The sequence below is a fragment of the Plantactinospora mayteni genome (assembly GCF_016862935.1).
Taxonomy (GTDB): domain Bacteria; phylum Actinomycetota; class Actinomycetes; order Mycobacteriales; family Micromonosporaceae; genus Plantactinospora; species Plantactinospora mayteni.
This window is the reverse complement of sequence record NZ_BONX01000044.1, coordinates 59036-83357: the sequence shown is the minus strand read 5'-3', so window position 1 is coordinate 83357 and position 24322 is coordinate 59036. Positions and strand designations below refer to the sequence as shown.

At 72.8% G+C, this 24322-nt stretch carries 16 protein-coding genes; 10 read left to right on the top strand and 6 right to left on the bottom strand.

The window, feature by feature from the left end; all coding sequences use genetic code 11:
- The first annotated feature begins 14 nt into the window (after nt 1-14).
- From rpsD to truA, 4 genes are all read left to right on the top strand, one after another.
- The gene (gene rpsD, locus Pma05_RS28945; protein ID WP_203860656.1) at nt 15-641 is read left to right on the top strand and encodes a 30S ribosomal protein S4; all 627 of its coding nucleotides are present in this window, start codon (nt 15-17) and stop codon (nt 639-641) included.
- A 114-nt stretch (nt 642-755) separates the two neighbouring features.
- On the top strand, nt 756-1778 hold the full coding sequence (locus tag Pma05_RS28940; protein WP_101368124.1) for a DNA-directed RNA polymerase subunit alpha: 1023 nt from the start codon (nt 756-758) through the stop codon (nt 1776-1778).
- Nucleotides 1779-1846: 68 nt separating this feature from the next.
- Nucleotides 1847-2401 carry a 50S ribosomal protein L17 gene (gene rplQ / locus Pma05_RS28935; RefSeq protein WP_203860655.1) on the top strand — a complete coding sequence of 185 codons (555 nt, stop codon included), beginning with the start codon at nt 1847-1849 and terminating at the stop codon, nt 2399-2401.
- 81 nt (nt 2402-2482) lie between these two features.
- Nucleotides 2483-3322, top strand: coding sequence for a tRNA pseudouridine(38-40) synthase TruA (gene truA / locus Pma05_RS28930; RefSeq protein WP_203860654.1), 840 nt, complete (start codon nt 2483-2485; stop codon nt 3320-3322).
- Between the two features lie 61 nt (nt 3323-3383).
- On the opposite strand, the gene Pma05_RS28925 is transcribed toward truA, so the two are convergent.
- The gene (locus tag Pma05_RS28925) at nt 3384-4319 is read right to left on the bottom strand and encodes a hypothetical protein (protein ID WP_203860653.1); all 936 of its coding nucleotides are present in this window, start codon (nt 4317-4319) and stop codon (nt 3384-3386) included.
- Between the two features lie 2053 nt (nt 4320-6372).
- On the opposite strand from Pma05_RS28925, the gene Pma05_RS28920 reads away from it, so the two are divergent.
- From Pma05_RS28920 to Pma05_RS28900, 5 genes are all read left to right on the top strand, one after another.
- On the top strand, nt 6373-6978 hold the full coding sequence (locus Pma05_RS28920; RefSeq protein WP_203860652.1) for a class I SAM-dependent methyltransferase: 606 nt from the start codon (nt 6373-6375) through the stop codon (nt 6976-6978).
- 84 nt (nt 6979-7062) lie between these two features.
- Nucleotides 7063-8742, top strand: coding sequence for an ABC-F family ATP-binding cassette domain-containing protein (locus Pma05_RS28915; protein WP_203860651.1), 1680 nt, complete (start codon nt 7063-7065; stop codon nt 8740-8742).
- Between the two features lie 119 nt (nt 8743-8861).
- Nucleotides 8862-9983 (top strand): lysylphosphatidylglycerol synthase domain-containing protein, encoded by a 1122-nt coding sequence (locus tag Pma05_RS28910; RefSeq protein ID WP_203860650.1) that lies wholly within the window; start codon nt 8862-8864, stop codon nt 9981-9983.
- Nucleotides 9984-10028: 45 nt separating this feature from the next.
- Entirely contained in the window at nt 10029-11300 is a 1272-nt protein-coding gene (locus Pma05_RS28905; RefSeq protein WP_203860649.1) for a glycosyltransferase, read from the top strand.
- Complete coding sequence (locus Pma05_RS28900) at nt 11297-12139, top strand: class I SAM-dependent methyltransferase (RefSeq protein ID WP_203860648.1); 843 nt, start codon at nt 11297-11299, stop codon at nt 12137-12139. The genes Pma05_RS28905 and Pma05_RS28900 overlap by 4 nt, the downstream gene beginning before the upstream one ends.
- Nucleotides 12140-12249: 110 nt before the next feature.
- Here Pma05_RS28900 and Pma05_RS28895 read toward each other — a convergent pair whose 3' ends face one another.
- Both Pma05_RS28895 and Pma05_RS28890 read right to left on the bottom strand, forming a co-directional pair.
- Nucleotides 12250-14061, bottom strand: a complete 1812-nt coding sequence (locus Pma05_RS28895; RefSeq protein WP_203860647.1) for a hypothetical protein — start codon at nt 14059-14061, stop codon at nt 12250-12252.
- Complete coding sequence (locus Pma05_RS28890; protein WP_203860646.1) at nt 14058-15005, bottom strand: glycosyltransferase family 2 protein; 948 nt, start codon at nt 15003-15005, stop codon at nt 14058-14060. Before Pma05_RS28890 ends, Pma05_RS28895 begins: the two co-directional genes overlap by 4 nt.
- A gap of 290 nt (nt 15006-15295) precedes the next feature.
- On the opposite strand from Pma05_RS28890, the gene Pma05_RS28885 reads away from it, so the two are divergent.
- Nucleotides 15296-16243, top strand: coding sequence for an aldo/keto reductase (locus Pma05_RS28885; protein WP_203860801.1), 948 nt, complete (start codon nt 15296-15298; stop codon nt 16241-16243).
- Between the two features lie 128 nt (nt 16244-16371).
- Here Pma05_RS28885 and Pma05_RS28880 read toward each other — a convergent pair whose 3' ends face one another.
- From Pma05_RS28880 to Pma05_RS28870, 3 genes are all read right to left on the bottom strand, one after another.
- On the bottom strand, nt 16372-17310 hold the full coding sequence (locus tag Pma05_RS28880; RefSeq protein ID WP_203860645.1) for a type IV toxin-antitoxin system AbiEi family antitoxin: 939 nt from the start codon (nt 17308-17310) through the stop codon (nt 16372-16374).
- Between the two features lie 325 nt (nt 17311-17635).
- Nucleotides 17636-18193, bottom strand: a complete 558-nt coding sequence (locus Pma05_RS28875; protein ID WP_239313303.1) for a hypothetical protein — start codon at nt 18191-18193, stop codon at nt 17636-17638.
- A 188-nt stretch (nt 18194-18381) separates the two neighbouring features.
- Nucleotides 18382-24240, bottom strand: a complete 5859-nt coding sequence (locus tag Pma05_RS28870) for a ThuA domain-containing protein (protein ID WP_239313301.1) — start codon at nt 24238-24240, stop codon at nt 18382-18384.
- Nucleotides 24241-24322 lie beyond the last annotated feature (82 nt).

Sequence of the window (24322 nt, the reverse complement as noted above, 5' to 3'; positions counted from 1 at the left end):
GGTAGACGAAGAACATGGCTCGTTACACCGGTGCCGACTGCCGCCGTTGCCGTCGGGAGAAGATGAAGCTGTTCCTCAAGGGCAGCAAGTGCGATGGCCCGAAGTGCCCGTTCGAGTCCCGGCCGTTCCCGCCCGGGCAGCACGGCCGGGGGCGTACCAAGGAGACGGAATACCTGCTCCAGCTTCGGGAGAAGCAGAAGGCCCGCCGGGTCTACGGCGTGCTGGAGAAGCAGTTCCGTGGGTACTACGAGGAGGCCGTCGCCAAGAAGGGCAAGACCGGCGAGATCCTCCTCCAGATCCTCGAGTCCCGGCTCGACAACGTGGTCTACCGGTCCGGCCTGGCGAAGTCGCGCGACCACGCGCGGCAGCTCGTCAAGCACGGCCACCTGACGGTGAACGGCCGCAAGGTCGACATCCCGTCGTACCGGGTGAAGGAGCACGACATCGTCGAGGTCCGGGCCAAGTCCAAGGAGCTGACGCCGTTCATCGTGGCGCAGGCCGAGGCCGGCTCGAAGACGGTGCCGGCCTGGCTGGAGGCGATCCCCAGCCAGATGAAGGTGCTGATCCACTCGCTTCCGGCCCGGGGCGTCATCGACACCCAGGTCCAGGAGCAGCTGATCGTCGAGCTCTACTCGAAGTAGCGGTTCCTGGCGCCTCCGCGCCGGCTCCCGGCCTTTCCACCGGGAGCCGGCGCGGAGCGCCGGACATGAGTTTGGGCATCAAATAGCGGGTGCCCCGAACGAGAAGGAAACAACATGCTCATCACCCAGCGGCCGACCCTCACCGAGGAGTCGATCAGCGAGACCCGGTCCCGGTTCACCATCGAGCCGCTCGAGCCGGGTTTCGGGTACACCCTGGGCAACTCGCTCCGGCGGACCCTGCTCTCCTCCATCCCGGGCGCGGCGGTCACCTCGATCAAGGTCGACGGTGTGCTGCACGAGTTCACCACCATCCCGGGCGTCAAGGAGGACGTGGTCGAGCTCGTCATGAACGTGAAGGAGCTCTGCGTCAGCTCCGACCACGACGAGCCGGTCAGCATGTACCTGCGCAAGCAGGGCCCCGGCGACGTCACCGCCGGTGACATCCAGCCCCCGGCCGGTGTCTCCGTGCACAACGCCGACCTCAAGCTCGCCACCCTGAACGGCAAGGGCCGGCTCGACATGGAGCTGACCGTCGAGCGGGGCCGTGGCTACGTCACCGCCGCGCAGAACAAGCAGGCCGGCGCCGAGATCGGCCGGATCCCGGTCGACTCGATCTACTCGCCGGTGCTGAAGGTGACGTACCGGGTCGAGGCGACCCGGGTCGAGCAGCGTACCGACTTCGACCGGCTGATCATCGACGTCGAGACCAAGGCGTCGATCGGGCCGCGTACCGCGCTGGCCTCGGCCGGCTCCACCCTGGTCGAGCTCTTCGGGCTGGCCCGGGAGCTGGACGAGAGCGCCGAGGGCATCGACATCGGCCCGTCCCCGCAGGACGCGCAGCTCGCCGCCGACCTGGCGCTGCCGATCGAGGAGCTGGACCTCACCGTCCGGTCCTACAACTGCCTCAAGCGCGAGGGCATCAACACGGTTGGCGAGCTCATCGGGCGTACCGAGGCCGATCTGCTCGACATCCGGAACTTCGGTCAGAAGTCGATCGACGAGGTCAAGATGAAGCTCGCCGGCATGGGGCTGGGGCTGAAGGATTCGGCGCCCAACTTCGACCCGGCGCACGTCGTCGACTCCTTCGGCGAGGCCGACTACGACACCGACGACTACCGCGAGACCGAGCAGCTTTAGTCCGGGGCTAGCCGGATTTCCGGCCACCCACTGGAGATCCGGCCACCCACTATTGAGGAGCACCAAGAATGCCCACGCCCACCAAGGGCCCCCGCCTCGGCGGTAGCCCCGCGCACGAGCGGATGATCCTGGCCAACCTGGCCACCGCGCTGTTCCAGCACGGCCGCATCACCACCACCCAGACGAAGGCCAAGCGGCTCCGTCCGCTCGCGGAGCAGCTCATCACCAAGGCCAAGCGGGGCGACCTGGCGTCCCGCCGGCGGGTGCTGACCGTCGTACGGGACAAGGACGTGGTCTTCGCCCTGTTCGACCAGATCGCTCCCCGGTTCGCCAACCGCCCCGGTGGCTACACCCGGATCGTGAAGACCGTCCCGCGCAAGGGTGACAACGCGCCGATGGCCATCATCGAGCTGGTCGAGGAGCTGGTCGAGGCTCCGGCGGCGCCGGCGAAGAAGACCGCCGCCCGCAAGGCGGCGCAGCAGGACAAGGTCGAGGCGCTCGCCCCGGACGAGGAGACCCCGCGCGCCTCGTCAACCGCCGACCAGGACGCCGAGGCACCGGAGTCGCGCTCCGGCGACACCGAGGCGGCCCGGGAGGACACCGACGAGGCGGACAACAAGTAACACCGACGAACGACGCCGGGCCCGGCATCCCTGCGGGGGTGTCGGGCTGCGGCATATCTGGAGCTGGTCGTGGAGCACGAGGTGGATGAGGAGCAGACCCGGATTCGGGTACGCCTGGACGTCGCCTACGACGGCGGCGACTTTTCCGGCTGGGCGGCCCAGCCCGGTCGGCGTACCGTCGCCGGGGTGCTGGTCGAGGCGCTGACCAGGATCGTCGGGCCGGATCGGGTCAGTGGGCTGACCGTGGCGGGCCGGACCGACGCCGGGGTGCACGCCAGCGGGCAGGTCTGCCATCTCGACCTGCCCGGCGAGGTGTGGCGGCAGTGGTCGGCGACGCTGCTGCGCCGGCTCGCCGGAGTACTGCCGCCGGACGTCCGGGTCCGAGCCGTCGCCGAGGTACCGGCCGAGTTCGACGCCCGCTTCTCGGCCACCTTCCGGCGTTACGAGTACCGGGTCACCGACGCCCCGTACGGCGCCGAGCCGCTGCGCCGGCACGAGGTGCTCGGCTGGCCCCGTCCGCTCGACCTGACGGCCCTGAACGAGGCCGCCGCCGGGCTGGTCGGCGAGCACGACTTCGCGGCGTACTGCCGGCGCAAGGAGAACGCCACGACGGTGCGGGAACTGACCCGGCTGGACTGGCGGCGCGACCCGGACGGTGTGCTGGTGGCCACCGTGCAGGCCGACGCGTTCTGCCAGTCGATGGTGCGCAGCCTGGTCGGGGCGATGCTGGTGGCCGGGGACGGGCGGCGCCCGGTCGACTGGCCGGGTGGCCTGTTGGGGCGACGGGAACGGGCCAGCGAGGTGAGCGTGGCGCCGCCGCACGGGCTGACCCTGGTCGCGGTCGGCTACCCCGAGGACCCGGCCGAGTACGCCAGCCGCGCGCAGCGTACCCGTCGACTCCGGCTCACCGCCTCGGCCTGAACGCCGCCGACGGGCCCGGCGGTGTCGCGCCGCCGGGCCGGGTGGTGCCGCCCGCCGGTGCTCAGTCGGACTGCGCCGGGCTCGGCGGCCCGGACGGGGCGATGGTGCGCTGGTCGAGCACCTTGCCGCGCAGGTACACCTCGATCATGTCGGAGAGGATCTGCCGGGCGAACAGGTCGGCCTCACCGATGGTCTTGCCATCGGTCTTGGCGACGACGCAGTAGATCAGGAAGTGGCCACGGACGTGCCAGCCGGCCTGGGCCGAGGCGGCCGTGACGGCCTCGGTGCCGCGTCCGGCGGCGAGGCCCAGGAAGCGCCCCTTCCGACCGTCCACGATCGGCTTGATCTTGTCGCGTGCCGAGGTCGCCCCCGCCTCGTCGGCCAGGTTGACCATGCCGGCGGTGGCGACGTACAGGCCGGTGGGGGAGCGTACGGTGCCACGGACGAACTGACTGCACCCCGCGTCCCGCAGCACGGTGGTGAGCTGGCCGTCGCCGGCGAGTTCGCAGTCCTCCGCCTCCTGGGTCTTGAGCAGCTCGTACGGCGACTGCTCGGGGTCGACCAGTACCTCCTTGCCGCCCGGGAAGACCTCCTTCACGGTCAGCGGAGCCGGGTCGGCGGCGCGGGAGCTGATGTCCCGGGGTGCGCTGCCGGCACCGGTGCCGTCGGCCGCCCGGGAGTCCCGGCCGACGGGATCGTCGACCACGAAGAAGTAGGAACTGAGCCCGCAGATGCCGAGTAGGAGCAGTACACCGAGTGAGCCGATGACCAACTGCCAGGTCCGCTTGGAACTGCGCAGCGGTGCGCCGGCGTTGCCGGATGTCGACGAGACGGTGGCGAGGGCGGTGCCGGCGGCCGGCTTGCCCGACGTCTTGCCCGACGTCTTGGCCGGGGCGGGAGCGGGCGAGGCGGTCCCGGCCGAGGTGGGCGCCCGCTCCGGGACCGGTGCGCGGGCCGGAGAGTCCGGGGAGGCGCCACCGGTCGGCCCGGTACGCACACCCTGCGCCGACGGCCCCGGCCGACCGGCGGCGGGCGGCCCGGAGCGTGGTCCGGCGGGCGAACCCGGGGCGCGGTCGTGCGGCGGCCCGGAGCGTGGTCCCGCGGGTGATCGTGGTACGCCGTCGGGTCCGGGCCGTGGTCCGGCCGGTGCGCCCGGGGCCCGGTCCAGGGGCGCGGCGCCGGCCGCCCGGCCGCGTGGTCCGGCGGGTGATCGTGGTGCGCCGTCGGGTCCGGAGCGCGGTCCGGCGGGCGAGCCGGGGCCCCGGTCCAGGGGTGCGGAGCCCGGTGGGCCGGAGCGGGGACCCGCAGGTGAGCCCGGAGCCCGGCCGGAGCGCTGCCCGGCGGGTGAGCCGGGCGGGAGCCCGGCGTTCCGGGACCGGCGCGGGGGCGGTGGACCGGCCTGTGCCGGCCTGCCCGGCTCGGCGTCGGGCCGGGTGACACCATCCGCCCCGGGATCTCCCGGTCGGGGTCGTGGCGACCCCGACGGCGGGCCGCCGGACGAAGGACCGGAGCGGGGGGAGCCACGGGTGCCGGCCCGGCCGGCGGGGGGAGGTTCGGCGGGGGCGGGCCCGCCCGGCCGTCGTACCCCCGGATTCTCCGGACCCGGCCGGGGTGGCATGGCGCGGTCCAGCGGCGGTCGGGCCGGGCCACCCCGGTCGCCGTGCCGCTCCGCCGGGCCGTCGCCCGGCCGGTCGGCGGACCTGCGCCGCCCACCGGATGGCCCGGCGGGATCGGGAAGACCGGGCCGGAGCGGGTCCTGGTCGGCCGAGGGGGCGCGCCGCTGCCGTGGTACCGGAGCGGACCGTTGCCCGGCGAGCGGACCCTCCCCGGGACCAGGCCGGTACGGGCCGGGCGGCCCGGAGGCGGGATCGGGCTCGGCACGACGTCGACCGCCGGGGGCACGCTCGCGCGAATCGGTGCTCCCGGGCGCGGCCGGGCCCGACGCGGTTCGGGGCGCGCTGGTCGGAATCGGGCGATCGGGGACGCCGCGTCCATCCGCACGGGGCGGTCGGCCGCCCGGGCCCGGCCTGCCGTCGGCGCCGGGCAGGTCGTCGGCGGGCATCCGGGTGCCGGGAGCCGGCCGGCCGCCGGGGACCATCCGGTCACGAGGGCTGGGGCGGTCGCCGGCGCCCGACCGGCCGTCGCCCAGGGGCGGCCGGCCACCGCCGGGATGCCCGTCCCCGGGAGCGCTCAGATGGCGCCCGCCACCTGTGCCGTGGGCCGGGCCGCCCGGGGGCAGCCGGTCGGGGCCGGGACGATTCGAGGGCAGCCGGTCGCGGGACTGGCTGCCGGGGGGCCCGAGCGGGCCGGAGACCGGCATGCCCACCGGTGGATAGCCGGCGCCCGGCCCGGGGGCGTCGGGCTCGGGCGCGCCGTGCCGGGCCCGACGGGACCGACCGGAGGGCTCCACCGAACGCCCCGGGCCGTCCGGCGCGCGCCTGGGCGCCGCCTCCGGGTATCGGCCGGCTGGCCCGTCCTGGTATCGGTCGGCCGGTCCGTCCGGGTGCCGGGCGGTCGGCCCGTCCGCACGCTGGCCGATTGGCCCGTCCGCACGCTGGCCGATTGGCCCGTCCGCGTGCCGGCCCGGCGCGTCCTGGTATCGGCCGGAGGCGTCGATGGAGCGGCCCGGCGCGGGCGACCGAACCGGACGGTCTGTCGGTTCCCCCGGCCCGTCGCCCGGCCAGCCGTGCGAGGGGCCGGGCGTCGTGGGCTCCGGAGTGGACAGACCGAAGCGGGACGCCGCCGGCAACCCGTCCGACCGGTCGGCTCCAGATCGGCGCCGGCCGGCCCGCCCGGGCGGCGGACCGGCCGCCGGATCCGGATCGACCGAAGGCTGATCGGCGGGATCTCGTCGAGACCGTGGCGGCTCACCGCCCGGTCCGGGTCCACGCCCATAAACCATGTCGCACAGGGTAACGGAAATGCGGATCGGCGCGCCGCCGCAACTGAGTCAGAGTTGGTGAGAGAGTGGGCATTTGCCCGGAAGCCGGGCAGGGCTCGGAGTACGACCACCGGCGAGGGCGCCCGCGCGATAGGCGAGAATGCGTGGCGTGACCGGCGACCACTATTTCAGCACCGAGCCCGCGACCAGCGCCGACCGGCGTACGGTGGTGTTCTCCGTCGAGGGGCAGGACTATTCGCTGACCTCTTCGGCCGGGGTCTTCTCCGCCGACCGGCTCGATTCGGGCACCGCCGTACTGCTGCGCAAGGCCGAGCTGCCCGGGCCGGAGACCGGCGGGGCACTGCTCGACCTGGGCTGCGGTTACGGGCCGATCACCTGCGTACTCGCCACCCGGGCGGGCACGGCCTCGGTCTGGGGGGTCGACGTCAACGCCCGGGCCCGTGAACTCACCAGCGAGAACGCCGAGCGGCTCGGCCTGGCCGACCGGGTACGCGTCGCCGCGCCGGACGAGGTGCCCGACGACCTCACCTTCGCCCAACTGTGGTCGAACCCACCGATCCGGGTCGGCAAGGAGGAGTTGCACGGCATGCTGCGGCGCTGGCTGCCCAGGCTGGCCCCGGACGGCGTGGCCTGGCTGGTGGTGGCCCGGCATCTCGGCGGCGACTCGCTCCAGCGCTGGCTGGTCGAGGCCGGCTGGCGGGTCGCGCGTCATGCCAGCCAGAAGGGGTACCGGATACTCCGGGTCACCCGCTGACCGCCGCGCCCAGCGGAACGGACCCGGCGTCACCGCGCCGAAACCGGGTGTCGTCGGGTGGGGTGGTTGGGGCAGGATGCCGACGTGGGTTATGTGGACGTCGCCGGAGTCGGGTACATCCTGCCGGATGGTCGGCAGTTGTTCGCCGACGTCTCGTTCCGGGTCGGCGAGGGCGCCAAGATCGCCCTGGTCGGGCCGAACGGCGCAGGCAAGACCACCCTGCTGAAGATGGTGGCCGGAGACCTGCCCACCCGGACCGGAGCCATCGCCCGCTCCGGCGGGCTGGGCGTGATGCGGCAGTTCATCGGCATGATCGGCGACGAGTCGACACTGCACGACCTCGTACTCTCGCTCTCGCCACCCGGGCTGCGCGCGGCGGGTGAGCGGCTGGCGGTGGCCGAGACGGCGCTGCACGCCGCCGAGGTGCGCGGCAAGTTCAGCAGCGCCGCCGGCAAGGCCCAACTGGCGTACGCGGAGGCGCTGACCGCCTGGGGCGAAGCCGGCGGCTACGACGCCGAGGTGCTCTTCGACACCGTCTCCACGATCGTGCTGGAGCTGCCCTGGGAGAAGACCCGCAGTCGACCGGTACGCACCCTCTCCGGCGGGCAGCAGAAGCGGTTCGCCCTGGAGCTGCTGTTGCGCGGCGTCGACGAGGTGCTGCTGCTCGACGAGCCGGACAACTTCCTCGACGTGCCGGGCAAACGCTGGCTGGAGGGGCGGCTGCGGGAGTCGGCGAAGTCGGTGCTCTACGTCTCGCACGACCGGGAGTTGCTGGCCCGTACCGCCGATCGGGTGGTCGCGGTGGAGGGCGGCAGCGCCTGGGTGCACCCCGGCGGCTTCGACAGTTGGCACGAGGCCCGGCTCGCCCGGCACGACCGGCTGGAGGAGCACCGCCGCCGCTGGGACGAGGAGCACCAGAAGCTGCGCGAGCTGATGCTGATGTACAAGCAGAAGGCGGCGTACAACAGTGGAATGGCCTCCCGTTACCAGGCCGCGCAGACCCGGCTGCGCAAGTTCGAGGAGGCCGGACCGCCGCCCGCACTGCCGAAGGACCAGGACATCCGGATGCGGCTGACCGGTGGGCGTACCGGCAAGCGGGCGATCGTCTGCGAGCAGGTCGAGCTGGAGGACCTCACCTTCCCGTTCGACCTGGAGGTCTGGTACGGCGACCGGGTCGCCGTGCTCGGCGCCAACGGGACCGGGAAGTCGCACTTCCTCCGCCTGCTCGCCCGGGGCGGCACCGACCCGGACCCGGCCAACGGTCCGGTGGACGGCGGTCTGGTCCTGGCCCCGGTCCGGCACGGCGGGGTGGCCCGATTGGGCGCCCGGGTCAGGCCCGGCCACTTCTCCCAGACCCACGACCGGCCGGAGTTGCTCGACAAGACCCTGGTCGAGGTGTTGTGGCGGGGCGACGACCACCGGGCCGGGATGGACCGGCACACCGCGATGAAGGCACTGAACCGCTACGAGCTGGCCGGTCAGGGTGACCAGCGGTTCGGCACGCTCTCCGGTGGACAGCAGGCGCGGTTCCTGGTGCTGCTGCTGGAACTCTCCGGCGCGACCCTGCTGTTGCTGGACGAGCCGACCGACAACCTGGACCTGGCCTCGGCCGAGGCGCTGGAGGCCGGGCTGCGGGCGTTCGAGGGGACGGTGCTGGCGGTCACCCACGACCGCTGGTTCACCCGGTCGTTCGACCGGTTCCTTCACTTCCGGGGCGACGGTGAGGTGGTCGAGACGCCGGAACCGGTCTGGGACGTGGCCTGAACGGGGTGCACCTTCAGCCCCGTCGGCGGCGCCCGGGGTGGCGCTGAGGCAGTCGGGGCACCGACGGCCGCGTGGCTCTCCGGGGTGATGGCGTCACGCCGAGTATCGTCCGTGCCGTGATGCCGAGCAGAACCGGCAGGTGGCGGCTGGCGCGCAGGGTCGCCCAGGTCGCGGTGACCGGGGCGTTCCTCGGCCTCGTCGGCTGGTCGGTAGCGAGGCGCTGGGACGAGGTACCGGCCGTACTCGGCGAACTGTCGGTGCCGGGCCTGCTGCTGGCCGGACTGGCCGCCGTCGCCGGCGGGCTCTGCGGCTGCCTGGCCTGGCGGGCCATCCTGACCGACTTCGGCGCCGAACTGCCACTGCGCGGGGCGGCCCGGATCTTCTTCGTCGGGCAGTTGGCGAAGTACCTGCCCGGCAAGGTCTGGCCGATCCTGGTGCAGGCCCGGCTCGGCCGGGCGTACGGGGTGCCGGGGCGGGCGTCGGCGGTCGCGGCGTTACTGGCGATGCTCGTCACGCTCGGCACCGGCCTGCTGCTCACCGCCGTCGCCCTGCCGGTGCTCGGCGACCGGGCCGTCGCCGACTACTGGTGGATCCTGCTGGCCGTCCCGCCCGCGCTGCTGGTGCTCTGGCCGCCACTGGTCAACCGGATCCTCGCCATGCTGCTCCGGCTGGCCCGCCGCGAGCCGATGCCCCGGCCGCTGACCCTGCGCGGCATCGGCGGGGCCGTCGGCTGGTCGCTGGCGACCTGGCTCGGCTACGGTACGCACCTCTGGCTGCTCCTGGCCGACGTCGGGGTGGGCGGCCCGGACCTGCTGCTCCGCTCGATCGGCGCCTTCGCCGGCTCCTGGTCGGTCGGGTTCCTGCTGGCCGTGGCGCCGGCCGGGGTCGGCCCCCGGGAGGTGGCGCTGCCCCTGCTGCTCGGGCCGACCGTCGCCGGGCCGGCCGCGCTGGTCGCCACCGTGCTGTCCCGGCTGCTGCTGACCCTGGTCGACCTGCTCCTGCCGGCCGTCGCGATCTCGGTCCAGTGGTCGGGGCGCCAGCTCTCCGGTCGGGTACCCCGGCAGTCGCCGTCACCCGAGTCCCCGGCACCCGAGCAGTCAGCATCGGTCGGGTCTCCGTCGGCTGGGTCCTCGTCGGCTGGGTCCCCGTCGGTTGGGTCCCCGTCGGTTGGGTCCTCGTCCTTGGGGGTGTCGGAGGTGCGGGGGGCGGGGTCGGCGGATTCTGCGACGCGCCAGTCGTGACGACGGAACGTGCTGGTGGGCGTACGGTGGGTTACGCTGCTGCTCGTGCGCTGGCTGGTGTTCGGCAGCTATGACGTACGGCGACACCCCCGGGTCGGCGTACTCGTCGAAGGGCTCCAGGGAGCCGGCGACGAGGTGATCGAGCTGAACGAGCCGCTGACCCTGGACACCGCCGCGCGGATAGCCGTGCTCCGGCAGCCGTGGCGGCTCCCGCTGCTCCTCGGCAAACTGGCCCGGTGCTGGACCCTGCTGGTGGTGCGGGCCCTCCGGCAGCGGCGGGGCAGCACCGCCGGCCCGGTCGACGCCGTACTGGTCGGCTATCTCGGGCACTTCGACGTGCACCTGGCCCGGCTGCTGTTCCGGGGTACGCCGATCGTGCTGGACCACCTCGTCTCGGCCGCCGGTACGGCCCGGGACCGGGGACTGGCCGGCGCCGGCGGTGCCCGGGAACGGCTGATGCGGGCGATCGACGATGCCGCGCTGCGCCGGGCCGACGTCGTGTTGGTGGACACCGCGGAGCACCTCGCCGCGCTGCCGGCACCGGCCCGGGACCGGGGAATCGTGGTACCCGTCGGAGCCGGCGCCCAGTGGTTCGCCGCCGGTGCCCGTACCGTCCGACAGCGCTGGCCCGGTGGCCCGGCCGGTGGCGGCCGGTGGCGGCTGCGGGTCGTCTTCGTCGGGCTGTTCACCCCGTTGCACGGCACCCGGACCCTGGGCGCGGCGCTGGCCGCGCTGGCCGCCGACGACTCGATCGAGGTGACCGTGGTCGGCACCGGACAGGACCATCCGGCCTGCCGCCGGGCCGCCGCCGACAACCCGCGAGTGACCTGGCACGACTGGATACCCGCCGGAGAACTGCCCGCGCTCGTCGCCGGGCACCACGTGTCGCTGGGCATCTTCGGCGAGACGGCGAAGGCCGGCCGGGTGGTGCCGACGAAGGTGTTCCAGGGCGCCGCCGCCGGGTGTGCCATCGTCACCTCCGACACCGCACCGCAACGTCGTGCGCTCGGCGACGCGGCTGTCTTCGTGCCGGCCGGCGACCCGGCCGCGCTGGCCAGCGCGCTCCGCGAACTGGCCGGGGACCCGGACCGGCTCGCCCGGTTCCGGCGGGCCGCCCGGCGGCGGGCCGTCGAGCACTTCTGGCCGGCGACCGTCGTGACGCCGGTCCGACACCGGATCGACCCCACCGTCCGGCGGGACGCTGCCATACCCACGCCGTCGCCGGACGCGTCCGGCGGGCCGACCTCGGACGGGTCCGGCGCGCCGACCCCGGCCGGCGGCAACCTGACCACCGGCCCGGCCTGGTGGGTCGGATGACCGCGCTGGCGGCCGACCCGCCGCTGCCGCCCCGGGCGGCGCTGCGCTGGAACGTCGTACGCCGGATCGTCGCGGAGTGCCGGCCGCGTACCATCCTGGAACTCGGCTGCGGGCTCGGCTCCGTCGGTACCCGGCTGGCCCGGCTCGCCAGCTACACCGCGGCCGAACCCGACCCGCGCAGCTTCGCGACCGCGTACGCCCGGATCACCCCGCTGGGCGGGACGGTGCTGAACGGGGATCACCGGCAGGTGTCGGCGACCGGCGGTTACGACCTGGTCTGCGCCTTCGAGGTGCTGGAACACATCGCGGACGACCTGCCGGTCCTGACGGAGTGGCTGACCCTGGTCAGGCCCGGCGGCCACCTGCTGCTGTCGGTACCCGCCGATCCGGAGCGGTTCGGTGCCTGGGACACCCTGGTCGGGCACTACCGGCGGTACTCCGCCGGGCAGCTCCGGCAACGGCTGCTCGACGCCGGAGCCACCGACGTACGGATGGTGCACTACGGCTGGCCGCTCGGCTACCTGCTCGACTCCGTACGGGACCGCTGGGCGGGCCGCCGGGCCGACCGCCCCGCCGGAACTGGCGACGCCCGCGCGAACACCGCCGAGCCCGGTTCCACGCCGGCTTTCGGCCCGGTGAGCGCCCCGGACGCGCCGGAGAGGTCGGGTCTGGTGGGCGGGACGGCGGAGGAGCGCACCTCGACCTCGGGGCGGATTTTGCAACCGCGCGGGATCCTGGCCGGCGAGGCGATCCGGCTGGCCGTCTCGCCGTTCGTCGTCCTCCAGCGGATGCGTCCAGACCGTGGCCCGGGACTCGTCGCGCTCGCGACCAGACCGTAGCTGCCCCGTCCGGGATCACCTCCCTGGCCCGGAATCCCCAACTGGTGGCGCTGCCGAGGGCACGGCGATCGGATCACGGGCCGGTGGCGCTGCTGGGTACGGCGATCGGATCACGAGTCGGCGGCGCTGGTGAGGACGGCGACCGGGAAGAGGGCGTACGGTCCGTCGCGGGCCACGGCCCGGGTCTCGGCCGACTCGGGCAGCCAGTCCGGGCGCCTGTCCAGGTTGACCAGTACCAGGTCCTCGGGGCGGGTCGGCTCGGTGTGCAACGTCGTGGCGGTGAGCAGCCGGGGCTTCAGTCGCCAGTAGTAGGCGAGCCACCGTGGACTGGTGGCGCCCGTGCCGGCGACCCAGGCGTACCGCTGACCGGCCGGTGGCGGGTGCTCGGCCACGAGCCGGCCGGCCCGGGCCGGTTCGTCCAGCAGGCGCTGCCGGTCCGGTCCGACGACCAGCACCCCGAGGTACGCCCCGAGCGCCGTCCCGGCCAGCACCGCCACCGTCACCCGGACCCGCCGTCGGGCCAGCCGCCTCCTGGTCCGGACGAACCGGCGCACCGCCTCCGGCGTCCCACCACCGTCCCCCGAGCCACCACCGTCCCCCGAACCACCACCGTCCCCCGAACCACTACCGACCTCGCCCTCCCGGGCGGACCCGTCGAAGCCGCCGCCTCGGACGGACCCGTCCCACCCGTCCCCTCGGGCCTGCGTGTCGAGCCCGTCTGCACAGTTCCGGCCGTCGAACCGGCCGTGGAACAGGTCGACGAGCCGGTCCAGCAGTACACCCATCCCGACGAGCCCGACCACCAGGATCGGGTAGGACCAGTACGAGTGCACGAAGGCGCCGTTGCGCAGTCCGAGGATCCAGGCGGCGGTGAAGGTGACCGCCATCGCCAGGTAGACCCGGGTACGCCGGTCCAGCAGTCCGACGACCGCACCGATCGGCAGCGCGCCGATATACCAGACCGGCAGCAGGTCGTACGCGTACTGCCACTGCCGGCGGAGGAACTGCCGGACGGTGTAGCCACCACCGGTACTGCGCAGCTCGGCCTGCCCGCCGAGCATGGTCATCCCGGTCACCCCGACCACGAAGGCGAGGCTGAGCACGACCCCGGCCAGCATGCTCGCGCCGACCAGCACCGTCACCCGGTCGACCCGGCGGGCCGCCAGCAGCCACAGCCCGAGTACGGCCGCGAACCCGACGCCGGGCCAGGAGACCAGGGTGGTGAGCAGCGCGGCGACGCAGGTTCCGGCGACGAGCCGGCCGCCCGGATCGGGGCGGGCACGCAGCCGTACCACCAGGGCGGAGAGGGCCAGGATCGGCCCCAGGTCGAACATCAGCGGGCTGTAGGCCCAGTAGAAGGGGGTGGCCACCATCAGGCCGAGCGCCAGCAGGGTCGCCGACCAGCGCAGGCCGAGCCCGCGCAGCAGTGCGGCGCCGGCCGGGATGATCAGCAGGGCCAGCAGGTACGCCGGCAGCCACACCTGGTATTCGTCGTCGCCCGGCAGCAGACCGGTCAGCGCGGTGAGCAGGTTGAGCAGCGGCGGATGGTGCGCGTACGGCGCCGAGGCGTACGGGAGCCAGTCGGCACCGAAGTGCGAGCCCAGGATGCCCTGTTCCTGGAGGTTCCGCAGGTGCAGTGCGTACCGGCCGATGATCCGGCCCAGGTGGTTGTCGCCGAACGGCATGCCGAGCAGCGGGATCCAGGTCAGCGCGACGATGCCGGTGATCGCGGCGACGCCGGCCCAGCCCCGCCGCTCGACCCGGCGGGCGTCCGAGCCGGACGGCTCGTCGACCGGCACCTCCGATTGCCCGGCGGGCGGCGCCGGCCCGCTCTCGCGTACCCGGGCGACCGTGTCCCGGACCCGCAGGCCGAGCCCCCGGACCCGGAGCAGCGCGGTGCCGGCCGACACCGCTCCGTTCACGAGCGGTTTCCGGGCGGCCAGTCGATTCTGGACCGCACGATGAGGTCGGCGAGCAGCGCCACCGCGCCGACGATCAGGCCGGCGCAGAGCAGCAGCACCGTGTTGGTGGCGATCCGGACCGGGTGCGCGACCAGGTCGTAGACGACTTTTCCGGAGCCGACGGCGAGCAGCGACAGCGACGGCGGCATCAGCACCTTGAGCGGGTTGAAGTACATCACCATCCGGAGTACCTGGAGGAAATAGCGGTAGGCGTCCCGGACGAAGTGGAACTTCGACGAGCCCGACCGGCGCGCGTAGGAGATCGGCAGGTAGTGCACGTCATGCTGGTTGTGCAGGAACGCCATCGTGATCGTGGTGACGCAGGAGAACCCGGGCGGAAGCAGCCGGAGATAGGGCAGCGACACGTCCCGGCGGAAGGCGCGCAGCCCGGAGTTGAGGTCGGGGATTCGGGTGCCGGCCAGTCGCTCGGCGATCTTGCGGATGAGCCACTTCGCCGGTACCCGGAGGAACTTGTGGCTGCCCTGCTCACTCGTCCGGGCGCCGACGACCTGGTCGACATGCGGGTCCCGGAGCAGCAGCCGGACGAACTCGGGGATCCGCTCGTTCGGATAGGTCATGTCCGCGTCGGTCCACACCACGATGGTGCCGCGCGCCTGTTCGGTGCCGATCCGGCGGGCGGTGCCGGAACCACCGTTACGGTGGAACGCCAGCAGCCGGAGCCGGGGAAATCGGCCGGCCGCCCCGCGCAGGATCTCCAACGTGTCGTCGGTCGAGGCGTCGTCGATCGCCAGCAATTCGTAATGCAGGCCGCTGGCGTCCATTGCCGCGCAGATGCGCTCGATTTCCGCCAGTACGTGCGCCTGCTCGTTGTAGCAGGGAAGTACGACGGTCACCTCGACCGGTGCGTTGCTGTCCCTGCTGACCTGGGCGGGGACGACGGACATCTCCGTGCCGGGCCGATCGAATCGGCCGTTCACCGCCATGTGAACCCGCCTTCCGGCGCCTCGGGTGGCGACCATGAATGGGCGGGGTTATCGCAGAGGTCGCCGTATCCGTGCCCACGATATAGCAGTTTTCGGCATACGCACGCGACGCGCCGGTACGTCAGTTGATTCGTATACGTGAATCGGCGTCGAATCATTTTCTCGAATGGTCGTCCCCTGGCCGGGTGAGTGGACTCCGGTGCGGCGTGTCGGGCCGGGGCCGGCGACATAGGGTTGATCTCGTGACTGAGATGACCTACCGCCGGTTGGGCGACTCCGGGCTCGTGGTGTCCGTCGTCGGGATCGGGTGCAACAACTTCGGCCGCAAGCTCGACGCCGCCGGCACCCGGGCCGTGGTCGACGCGGCCCTCGACGCCGGCATCAACTTCTTCGACACCGCCGACATCTACGGCGAGCCGCACGGCGGCTCGGAGGAGCAACTCGGCGCCGCGCTGCGCGGCCGGCGGGACGATGTCGTGCTGGCGTCCAAGTTCGGCATGAGCATGTCCGGGATGAACGGGCCGGACCACGGCGCCCGGGGCGCCCGCCGCTACGTCGCGCGGGCGGTCGAGGCGTCGCTGCGCCGGCTGGGCACCGACCACATCGACCTCTACCAGCTGCACGAGCCCGATCCGGGTACGCCGATCGAGGAGACGTTGAGCGCGCTGGACGACCTGGTCCGGGCCGGCAAGGTCCGCTACCTCGGCAACTCCAACTTCACCGGCTGGCGGATCGCCGACGCGGCCTGGACGGCGCGTACCCGGGGCTGGACGCCCTTCGTCAGCGCGCAGAACGAGTACAGCCTGCTGAACCGGAGCGTGGAGACCGAGGTGGTGCCGGCCGCCCAGCACTTCGGGCTCGGCCTGTTGCCGTTCTTCCCGCTCGCCGACGGGCTGCTCACCGGCAAGTACAAGCGGGGCGCGCAGCCGCCGTCGGACAGCCGGCTCGCCGGCAGCAGCCCGAGGTACGCCGCCCGGCTCGCCTCCGCTCCCTGGGACACCATCGAGGCCCTGGAGAAGTACGCCGCCGAGCGGGGCCGATCCCTGCTCGACATCGCGATCGGTGGCCTGGCCGCCCAGCCGGCGGTGACCTCGGTGATCGCCGGTGCCACCACCCCCGACCAGGTACGCGCCAACGCCGACGCCGGCCGCTGGCAGCCCACCCCCGACGACCTCACCACTCTCCGCACCCTCCTCTGAGCACCCCGCCCCGACAGCACAGCCGCCTGCCCGCAGCGACGCGCCCGCCCTCGTGCCGCCAGCGATGCGCCCGCCCGTGCGGGTGGCGATGCTGGCGACCTGGACGCCAGAGGCGCTATCCCGAACGGTTAGCGCATCTGGCGTCCAGGTGAGCGGGTGTCCGAGCCGGCGGCGGAGCGCTCCCGGACGGCCTGGGTCACCTGGGCGACGAGTCGGGCGGGGTGGCGCAGGACGTCGTCGGCGGTGAAGCGGAGTACGACCCAACCGGCGGCGCGGAGGTCGTTCAGCCGGGCGACGTCCTGGCGGAAGTGTGCCCGTTCGCGGTGGTGGTCGCCCTCGTACTCCAGCGCGATCCGCAGCCGGGGATAGGCCAGGTCCACCCGGCCGACGAACCGCCCCCGGGCGTCGTACACGTCGTGCTGCGCGATCGGCACCGGCAGGCCGGCGTCGACGAGCAGGAGCCGGAGGCGGGTCTCCATCGGTGACTCGCTGAGCGGTTCGGCCAGGCCGAGTACCTCGCGCAACAGGAGTACGCCGGGCCAGCCCGGACGCGCCGCCAGGTAGTCGGTCAGCGCGGCGGGCTTCACCACCCGACGGTTCAGCAGTGCGTCCACCGCCACCACCGCCTCGGTACGCGGCAGCGTCCGCCCCAGGTCGAAGGCCGTACGCAGTGGCGTGCTGACCGGCAACCCGCCGAACCGGGTCACGTCCTCGGCCGGGAGGCGGGCGAGCGTGCAGCGCACCCGGGGCCGGGGGCGGGGTCGGGTGGCGCCCGGAACCAGCGCGGTGACCGGGGCATTCCTGGCCAGCAGGTCGACGCCCCACAGGTATGCGGCGCTCAACCCGCCGACAGCGCCGCCGGGCGGCAGGGTGAGTGCGACCGCGTCGCACCACATCCGGTGGTCGTCCGCCCGGTAGCCGTCGCGGTGCACGTAGATGTCGGGAAGCAGCCTGAGCCAGGCCCGGCTGCGCAGCATGCTCCGGGTGACCAGCCCCTCCGCCACGGCCGCCCGGGCCGAGAACGGCAGGAACGCCAACCGCGCCGGAACCAGGGGCGAGCGAGGCATCGAGCCAGCTTGCCGCACTCCCCGCCCGCCCGCTGCCCCATCCACCAACGACACCACCGTCCATCGGCGATGCGGCCGTCCACCAACCGTCCCGCCGTCCACCAACCGTCCCGCCGTCCAGCAACGACGCCGCCGTCCACCAATGGTGCCGCCGTCCACCAACGCCGTCGGCCCAGCGCCGCTCGGCTGCCGGAGCGGCGTGCGGGCAACGGGCGACGCACCGCTCGGCACCGTCCGAGTGTTTGCGGTCGACCTGGACGACAGATGCGCTACGCCGGGCGGTTAGCGCATCTGGTGTCCAGGTGAGGGGAGGCGGCCGGGAGAGTCAGGGGCGGTGGCGGGTGCGGGTGCGTACCAGGAGGGCGCCGAGGGTGGCGACGGCGGCGAGCGCCACCGCGGCCCCGGCCACCCACCACAGCCAGGTGGTGGTGTCAGCCGGGTCCGGGGCACCGGCCGCATCCGGCGCGGGCGCCGGTGGGGCGGCCTGGGCGGCGCGGGCCTGCACGACCACGCGTACCTCGGCCGGGGTCGGCTTCGGTGCGGTGACCGTGACCTGCCAGGGGCCGGGGGTGAGCACCGGTCCGGTGGTGTAGAAGCCTTCGCCCTCGCCGGCCGGGTTGAGCTGGAGCGGGCCGACCGTCCGGCCGCCCTCGGCGGTGGCGGTCAGCACCAGCCGTACGCCGGTGTCCACCGGATGGCCGTCCTGGTAGGTGGCCTGCACCGTCACCCCGGTCGCGCCGTCGCCGGCGACGGCGAGCTTGATCTTGTCGCCGTGCGCGGCGGCCGGCGCCGCCGGGACCAGCCCGGCGGCGAGGAAGAGCGCGCAGAGCAGCGGTACGAGCGCCCGCCACCCCAGTGTTCTCGGAGGAGGTCGACGTCGCATTCGGGGTACTCCTTCCCGGCGGGTTGTCCGCCGGACGGCTGTTCCCGGCGGGTTGTCCGCCGGACGGCTGTTCCCGGCGGGTCGTCCGCCGGACGGGTGTTCCCGGCGGGTGGTTCGCCGGACGGGTGCGGGGGCGGCCGCCGGATGGTGACCGCCCCCGCGCTTACCTGACGTGCCGAACTACCGGGTCAGAGCCTTCCGCCCCGCTTCACCCGGGTCGGGTCCTCGGCCAGCCGACCGGTGCCCTGCACCGACTTGCCGTCGTTGGCCCTGATCCCGGCGGCGCTCGGGCTGCCGCCCAGCCGGACGATCATCGCGTCGGCGTCCCGGATCAGTACGTCCCGGATCTCCGCCTCGGTGACCAGCCCGGTGTCCGCGGCGAGTTCCTTGAACTGGCCGAGCAGCTTGATCGCCCTGCTGTCGTTGCCGCTCGCCTCGGCCTGGCGGACCGCGTCGAGCTTGCTCGACAACTGCTTGTGCCCCTTGGCCGACAGTCGACTCGTCGCCTTGAACCGGTCCAGCAGCATCTGCATGTCCCGGAACGAGGTGGTGACGAAGAACCGTACGGTCGAGGTCGTCGTGTTGCCGGCCTTGTCCGTCGCGGTCACGGTCAGCTCGTGCAGGCCGAGCGGCAGCTCGTACATCGCCTGCAAGGTGTTGGGCTGGTACGGGCGACCGTCCAGGGTGCCGACCGTCGCCTTGATGCCGGAGGTCGGGTCGACCGCCGACCAGTTCACCCGGACGTCCTGGCTGTCGCCGTAGAGCTGACCGTCGGCCAGTCCGGAGACCAGTACGGTCGGCTTCACGCCGTCGATCTTCAGGATCGCCGACTTGAGCGTCTCGGCGTTGCCCGCACCGTCGGTGGCCCGGTAGAGCAGCTCGTGCTGCCCGTCCCCGGTCACGTTCACCGGCTCGGTGTACGCCGTCCAGGCGCCGCCGTCAAGCGACCACTCCAGCTTGGCCACCCCGGCACCGGCGTCGGTCGAGGCCAGCGTCACCGGGATGGTGCCGCTGTGCCAGCCGTCGTCGGTCGGCGGGGCGAACGCGGCGGTGCTGACCGGCGCGGTGGCGTCGATCTTCACCTCGACCGACTTCGTCTCCTCGACGTTGCCCGCCTCGTCCACCGAACGGAACCGCACGGTGTGCGGCCCGTCCCCGGCGACCAGCACCGGCTCAGAGTAGGCCGTCCAGGTCGTCGCGGTGTCGAGTTGGTATTCGGTGCGGGCCACCCCGCTGCCCCCGGCGTTGTCGGTGGCGGCCAGGGTCACCGTCACCGGGCCGGTGTGCCAGCCGCCGGTCGGGGTCCCCGACACGGTGGCGGTGGTCACCGGGGCCGCCTCGTCGACAGCTTCCGTGCTGAGCCGGAAGTAGTCGAACGAGACGGTCTTCGACGCGGTCTGCGCCGCACCGAGGCTGAACAGACCGATCCGCGGCGTGGCACCCACCGCGGCGTTGGTCAGCGGCGGGAACTCCGTCCAGGTCGTCCCGTCCGCCGAGTACGCAGCCGTGTAGGCGTTACCCGACTTCGCCAGTCGCAGGTGCCACACCGACTCGGTGAGGTTGGTGATCTGCGGCTGCGGGTCCTGCACGGCCGCGCCGATCTCGCTGCGGAACTCGATCCGCCGCGCCACCGGCTGGCCCACCTGGTTGTCGGCGATGAAGTCGAACTTCAGGTAGTTGTCGTCGTCGCCGTAGACGATCAGGCCGGCCTGCTGGTACTGCTCGTTCAGCCTGCTGGCGTCGACCTTCGTCTCGATCGTCCAGTCGCCCTCGGGAGCGGTCTGGAGTATGAAGTTCGTCGGCCCGGTGTTGTTGCCGGTGTAGATGTCACCGTTCGGCACGTCGACGTGCAGCGCGCCGTCGGCGACCCTGTACGCCGTCGGGTCCTCCCGGACGATCCCGTCCCACCGGCACTTGTCCAGGCTGGTCCCGGTGAACTCGTCGCTCGGGGTCACCTCGCCGGCCGGCTCGTCCGGCGTGATCTGGAACCAGTCGAAGCTGGCGTCCACCACCGGTGCGGTGGTGCCGCCGTTCAGCGCGAACAGCCCCACCTTCGGGTTGGTGATGCCGGCCAGCGCCGCCGACCGGCCGACCGGGGTGAAGGTCTGCCCGTCGGCCGAGAAGGCCGCCGTCAGGTTCACTCCGTCGCTGGTCAGCCGCAGGTAGATCGAGTCACCGGCCGGTGCCGCCGCCGAGTCGCCACCCTCGTTGCGCGGGGTGCCGGCGGTTTCCCGGATGAACTCGACCCGCTGGTTGCCGCCGTACAGCAGGTCCAGTTTGGCGTAGTTGTCGTCGTCGCCGTACACGATCAGGCCGGCCTGCTGGTAGTCGGCGACCGCCGCCAGGCTCACCTTGGTGGTGGCCTGCCAGCTTCCGCTCGGCGCCGGTTGCAGTACGACGTTGGTGGCGTCGTTGCGGGTGCCGTACAGGTCGCCGACCGAGGTGGGCAGGACGAGCGAGCCGCCCCGTACACCGTAGAGCTGGTTCTCCCGGACCACCGTCGACCAGCGGGCCTTGTCCAGCTCGCTGCCGGTGAAGTCGTCCGAGCGGGCACCGAAGCAGGAGGTGTTCGGCGCCTGCACCTTCACCGTCACCGTGGCGTACGCGGCGGCGCCCCGCGCGTCCGTCACGGTCAGGGTCGCGGTGAACGTCCCCGGGCCGGTGTACGTGTGCGTGGCGTCCAGGGTGTTCGCCGTGCCCCCGTCCCCGAAGTCCCAGGCGTACGTGAGCGGGTCGTCGCCCTCGGCGTCGGTGGCGGTGCCGTCGAAGCTCACCGCGACCGGCGCGGTACCGGTGGTCGGGGTGGCGGTGGCGGTCACCGTCGGCGGCGCGTTGTCGGTGACGCCGCGACCGAGGAAGTCGACCCAGTTGACGTTGAGGATCGCACCCGTGCCGGTGGCCCCGACCGGGTTGCGCGCCACGAAGAACAGGGGACCAGTTACCGTGCTCGGGGTCGCCAGCTCTGCCGTGGCGTTGGTGAAGGTCTGCCAGCCGCCGGTGTCCGGCACCGTGGCGGTGGCCAGTACCGGGCCGTCGACCGCGCCGGACCGTACCTCGATCCGGGCGCCGCCGCCGGCCGAGGAGGCCCGGAACCGGAACCCGGTGATGCCGGTCAGGTTGGTCGGGTCGAAGGTCCAGTAGTCGCCGTCCTCGATCCAGCCGATGTTCTCGAAGCCGCCCTCGACGTCCGTGGTGGCCTGGGTCTGCACGCCCGGGTCACCGCCGCCGACGCCGTCCGGCGCCCGACCGGTCGCCGAGTAGTATTCCGCCTGCTTGCGCTTTGGCTGGAGCTGCTCGATCGCCCGCCCGGTCAGCGGGTTGGAGCCGCCGACCCCGCCGCCGTCGGTGTAGCTGGCCTCGAAGACCGCGAAGACGTCGGCGTCGGCGCCGTGCCCGGAGGCGAGCGAGGTCTGCACCGTGCCGGTGCAGCCGGTCTGGTCGTCCAGCGGGTGGGCGTGCTCGTCGTGACCCAGGAAATACTGGAGGGTCACCCGGTCACAGTCGATCTCCCCGTCCTCCGGGTCGGTCACCTTGACCGTGTACTTCACCTGGTCGCCCCAGTCGAAGAAACCACCGTCCGGCGGGAACTCGATGGTCACCGTCGGGGCGGTGTTGCCGACCGTCACCGGTACGTTCGCCACCGCCGTCCGGCCGGTGTCGTTGGTGACGGTGAGCTGGGCGGTGTAGTTGCCGGCCGCCGGGTAGGTGTGCGTCGGGTTCGGCTCGGTCGAGGTGCCGCCGTCGCCGAAGGTCCAGGCGTAGGTGATCGGGCCGCCGTCCGGATCCCGGGAACCCTCGCTGGAGAAGGCCACGGTCAGCGGGGCGGGCCCGGAGGTGGGGTCGGCGGTGGCGACCGCGATCGGCGCCCGGTCACCGGCGATGTACTCGATCCGGTACACCCCGGAGTTGTCGTTGTTGCCGCCGAAGCCGCTGCCCCACTCGATCAGGTACAGCGCGCCGTCCGGGCCGAACTCGAAGTCCATCGGCCGGATGAAGGTCATCCCGGTGAGCAACTGGTTGATGTCGACCAGCGACCTGCCGTCGTCGGTGACCTGGAAGGCGTACATCTTGTTCTGGTTCCACTCGCCGAACATCGCCTTGCCGTCGTAGTACGCCGGCCACTTGCGCTCGGACGGGTTCTCCGGGTCGTACCGGTAGGCCGGGCCCCCCATCGGGGCACCGCCGCCGCCGATCTCCGGGAAGAGCGGGTTGCCGCTGTAGTCGTAGTCGACGGTGGCCGGGATCGCCGGGGGCAGGTTGGTCAGCCCGGTGTTGTTCGGCGAGTTGTTCACCGGAGCGGCACAGTCGAACTTCGCCCCGCTCGGCCCGGACGGGAACTGGTAGTCGTTGTAGGCGTAGTTCGCCCCGTGGCAGTACGGCCAGCCGAAGTTGCCGGCCTGCCCGATCGCGTTCCACTCGACGGTCCCCTCCGGGCCCCGGTCCGGGTTCGCCGCTCCGGCGTCCGGGCCGTAGTCGGCCACGTAGAGGGTGTCGGTCTTCGGGTCGACACCGATCCGGAACGGGTTCCGGAAGCCCATCCCATAGATCTCCGGCCGGGTCTTCTCGGTACCCGGCGCGAAGAGGTTGCCCTGCGGGATCGTGTACGTCCCGTCGTCCTCCGGGTGGATCCGGAGCACCTTGCCGCGCAGGTCGTTGGTGTTGCCGGAGCTGCGCTGCGCGTCGAAGTCCTGCCGGCCCGGCCGCTCGTCGATCGGGGTGAACGAGTTCGACTCGAACGGGTTGGTGTTGTCACCGGTGGCCAGATAGAGGTTGCCGGCGCTGTCGAAGGTCATGCTGCCGCCCGCGTGGCAGCAGGTGTTCCGCTGCGTCGTCACCTGGAGCACGATCTTTTCGCTGGCCAGGTCGAGGGTGTCACCGACGACCGTGAACCGGGAGAGGTAGTTGCGTGGGCCGCCGCCGGTCGGGGCGTAGTAGAGGTACACCCACTTGTTGGTGGCGAAGTCCGGGTCGAGCCGGATGCCGATCAGCCCGTCCTCGTTGCCGGTGAAGACGTCGAGGTCGGCGGCGGTGACCGTGGTGCCGGTGTCCGGCTTGATGATCTGGACCCGGCCGTCCCGCTCGACGTAGAAGACCCGCCCGTCGGCGGCGACGTCCAGCTCCATCGGGTTGTTGGTGTTGCTGTCCAGGGTGATCTTCTCGAAGCTGCTGGTCAGCGAGGCGGAGCAGTCGGCCTCCACCGCACCGGCCGCGGTCTGGATGCCACCGAGCAGGTGGGCCAGGAACTCCGGCTCGGCGTACGACTGCTGGGTGTGGCCGCCGGCCGTGTACCAGGCCCGGCCGCCGTCGTAGTCCTGGCACCAGGCGAACGGGTGGTCGTGGCCCATCGCCCCGGCGCCGGGGGAGTAGCTGGTCTCGTCCAGCGAGGCGAGCACGTGTACGTCGCCGCGCGGGTTGTCGCGGAAGTTGTACCACTCGTCGTACCGGGACCACTTCGCCGGCAGGTCGTCCGTGGACTCGTGCGCGGGGTCCTCGACCTTGACGGTGGCCTGCTGGTTGGCCGGGTGCGAGGCGAAGTACGCGCCGACCAGCTCGCCGTACCAGGGCCAGTCGTACTCGGTGTCCGAGGCGGCGTGCACGCCGACGTACCCGCCGCCGGCCTGGACGTAGCGCTCGAACGCGGCCTGCTGCTCCGCGTTCAGTACGTCACCGGTGGTGGAGAGCCAGATCACCGCCTGGTACTTGCCGAGGTTGGCGTCGGTGAACGCCGTCGAGTCCTCGGTGGCGTCGACGGTGAACCCGTTCTCCGCGCCGAGCTGCTGGATGGCGGCGATGCCGGCCGGGATGGAGTCGTGCCGGAAGCCGGCCGTCTTGGAGAAGACCAGCACGCTGAAGGGCTCGGCCTGGGCCTGGACCGGTGCCCGCGCCGGCAGCGCCGCCGGGGCGGGCGGGGCGGCCGAGGCGGGGGTGGCGGCCAGTACGGTCGTGCCGAGGAGTACGGCCGCCGCCGCGCCGACCAGGCTGCGGGTGAGTCTGCGGTGGGGGTGCGGGGGATGCGATGTGCCGCCGGAGCGGCCGGGACTGGACACGGAGGATCTCCTTGGTCCGGTGAGGACAGCAGGGATCCCGGGTCGGTACGCCGAAGACCGTCACGGGGTGTGGGGGTATGGC

Coding starts and splice junctions, on each gene's coding strand:
- rpsD (WP_203860656.1), top strand. CDS start 15: ATGGCTCGTTACACCGGTGCCGACTGCCGCCGTTGCCGTCGGGAGAAG.
- Pma05_RS28940 (WP_101368124.1), top strand. CDS start 756: ATGCTCATCACCCAGCGGCCGACCCTCACCGAGGAGTCGATCAGCGAG.
- rplQ (WP_203860655.1), top strand. CDS start 1,847: ATGCCCACGCCCACCAAGGGCCCCCGCCTCGGCGGTAGCCCCGCGCAC.
- Pma05_RS28910 (WP_203860650.1), top strand. CDS start 8,862: ATGCCGAGCAGAACCGGCAGGTGGCGGCTGGCGCGCAGGGTCGCCCAG.
- Pma05_RS28900 (WP_203860648.1), top strand. CDS start 11,297: ATGACCGCGCTGGCGGCCGACCCGCCGCTGCCGCCCCGGGCGGCGCTG.
- Pma05_RS28890 (WP_203860646.1), bottom strand. CDS start 15,005: ATGTCCGTCGTCCCCGCCCAGGTCAGCAGGGACAGCAACGCACCGGTC.
- Pma05_RS28885 (WP_203860801.1), top strand. CDS start 15,296: ATGACCTACCGCCGGTTGGGCGACTCCGGGCTCGTGGTGTCCGTCGTC.
- Pma05_RS28880 (WP_203860645.1), bottom strand. CDS start 17,310: ATGCCTCGCTCGCCCCTGGTTCCGGCGCGGTTGGCGTTCCTGCCGTTC.
- Pma05_RS28875 (WP_239313303.1), bottom strand. CDS start 18,193: ATGCGACGTCGACCTCCTCCGAGAACACTGGGGTGGCGGGCGCTCGTA.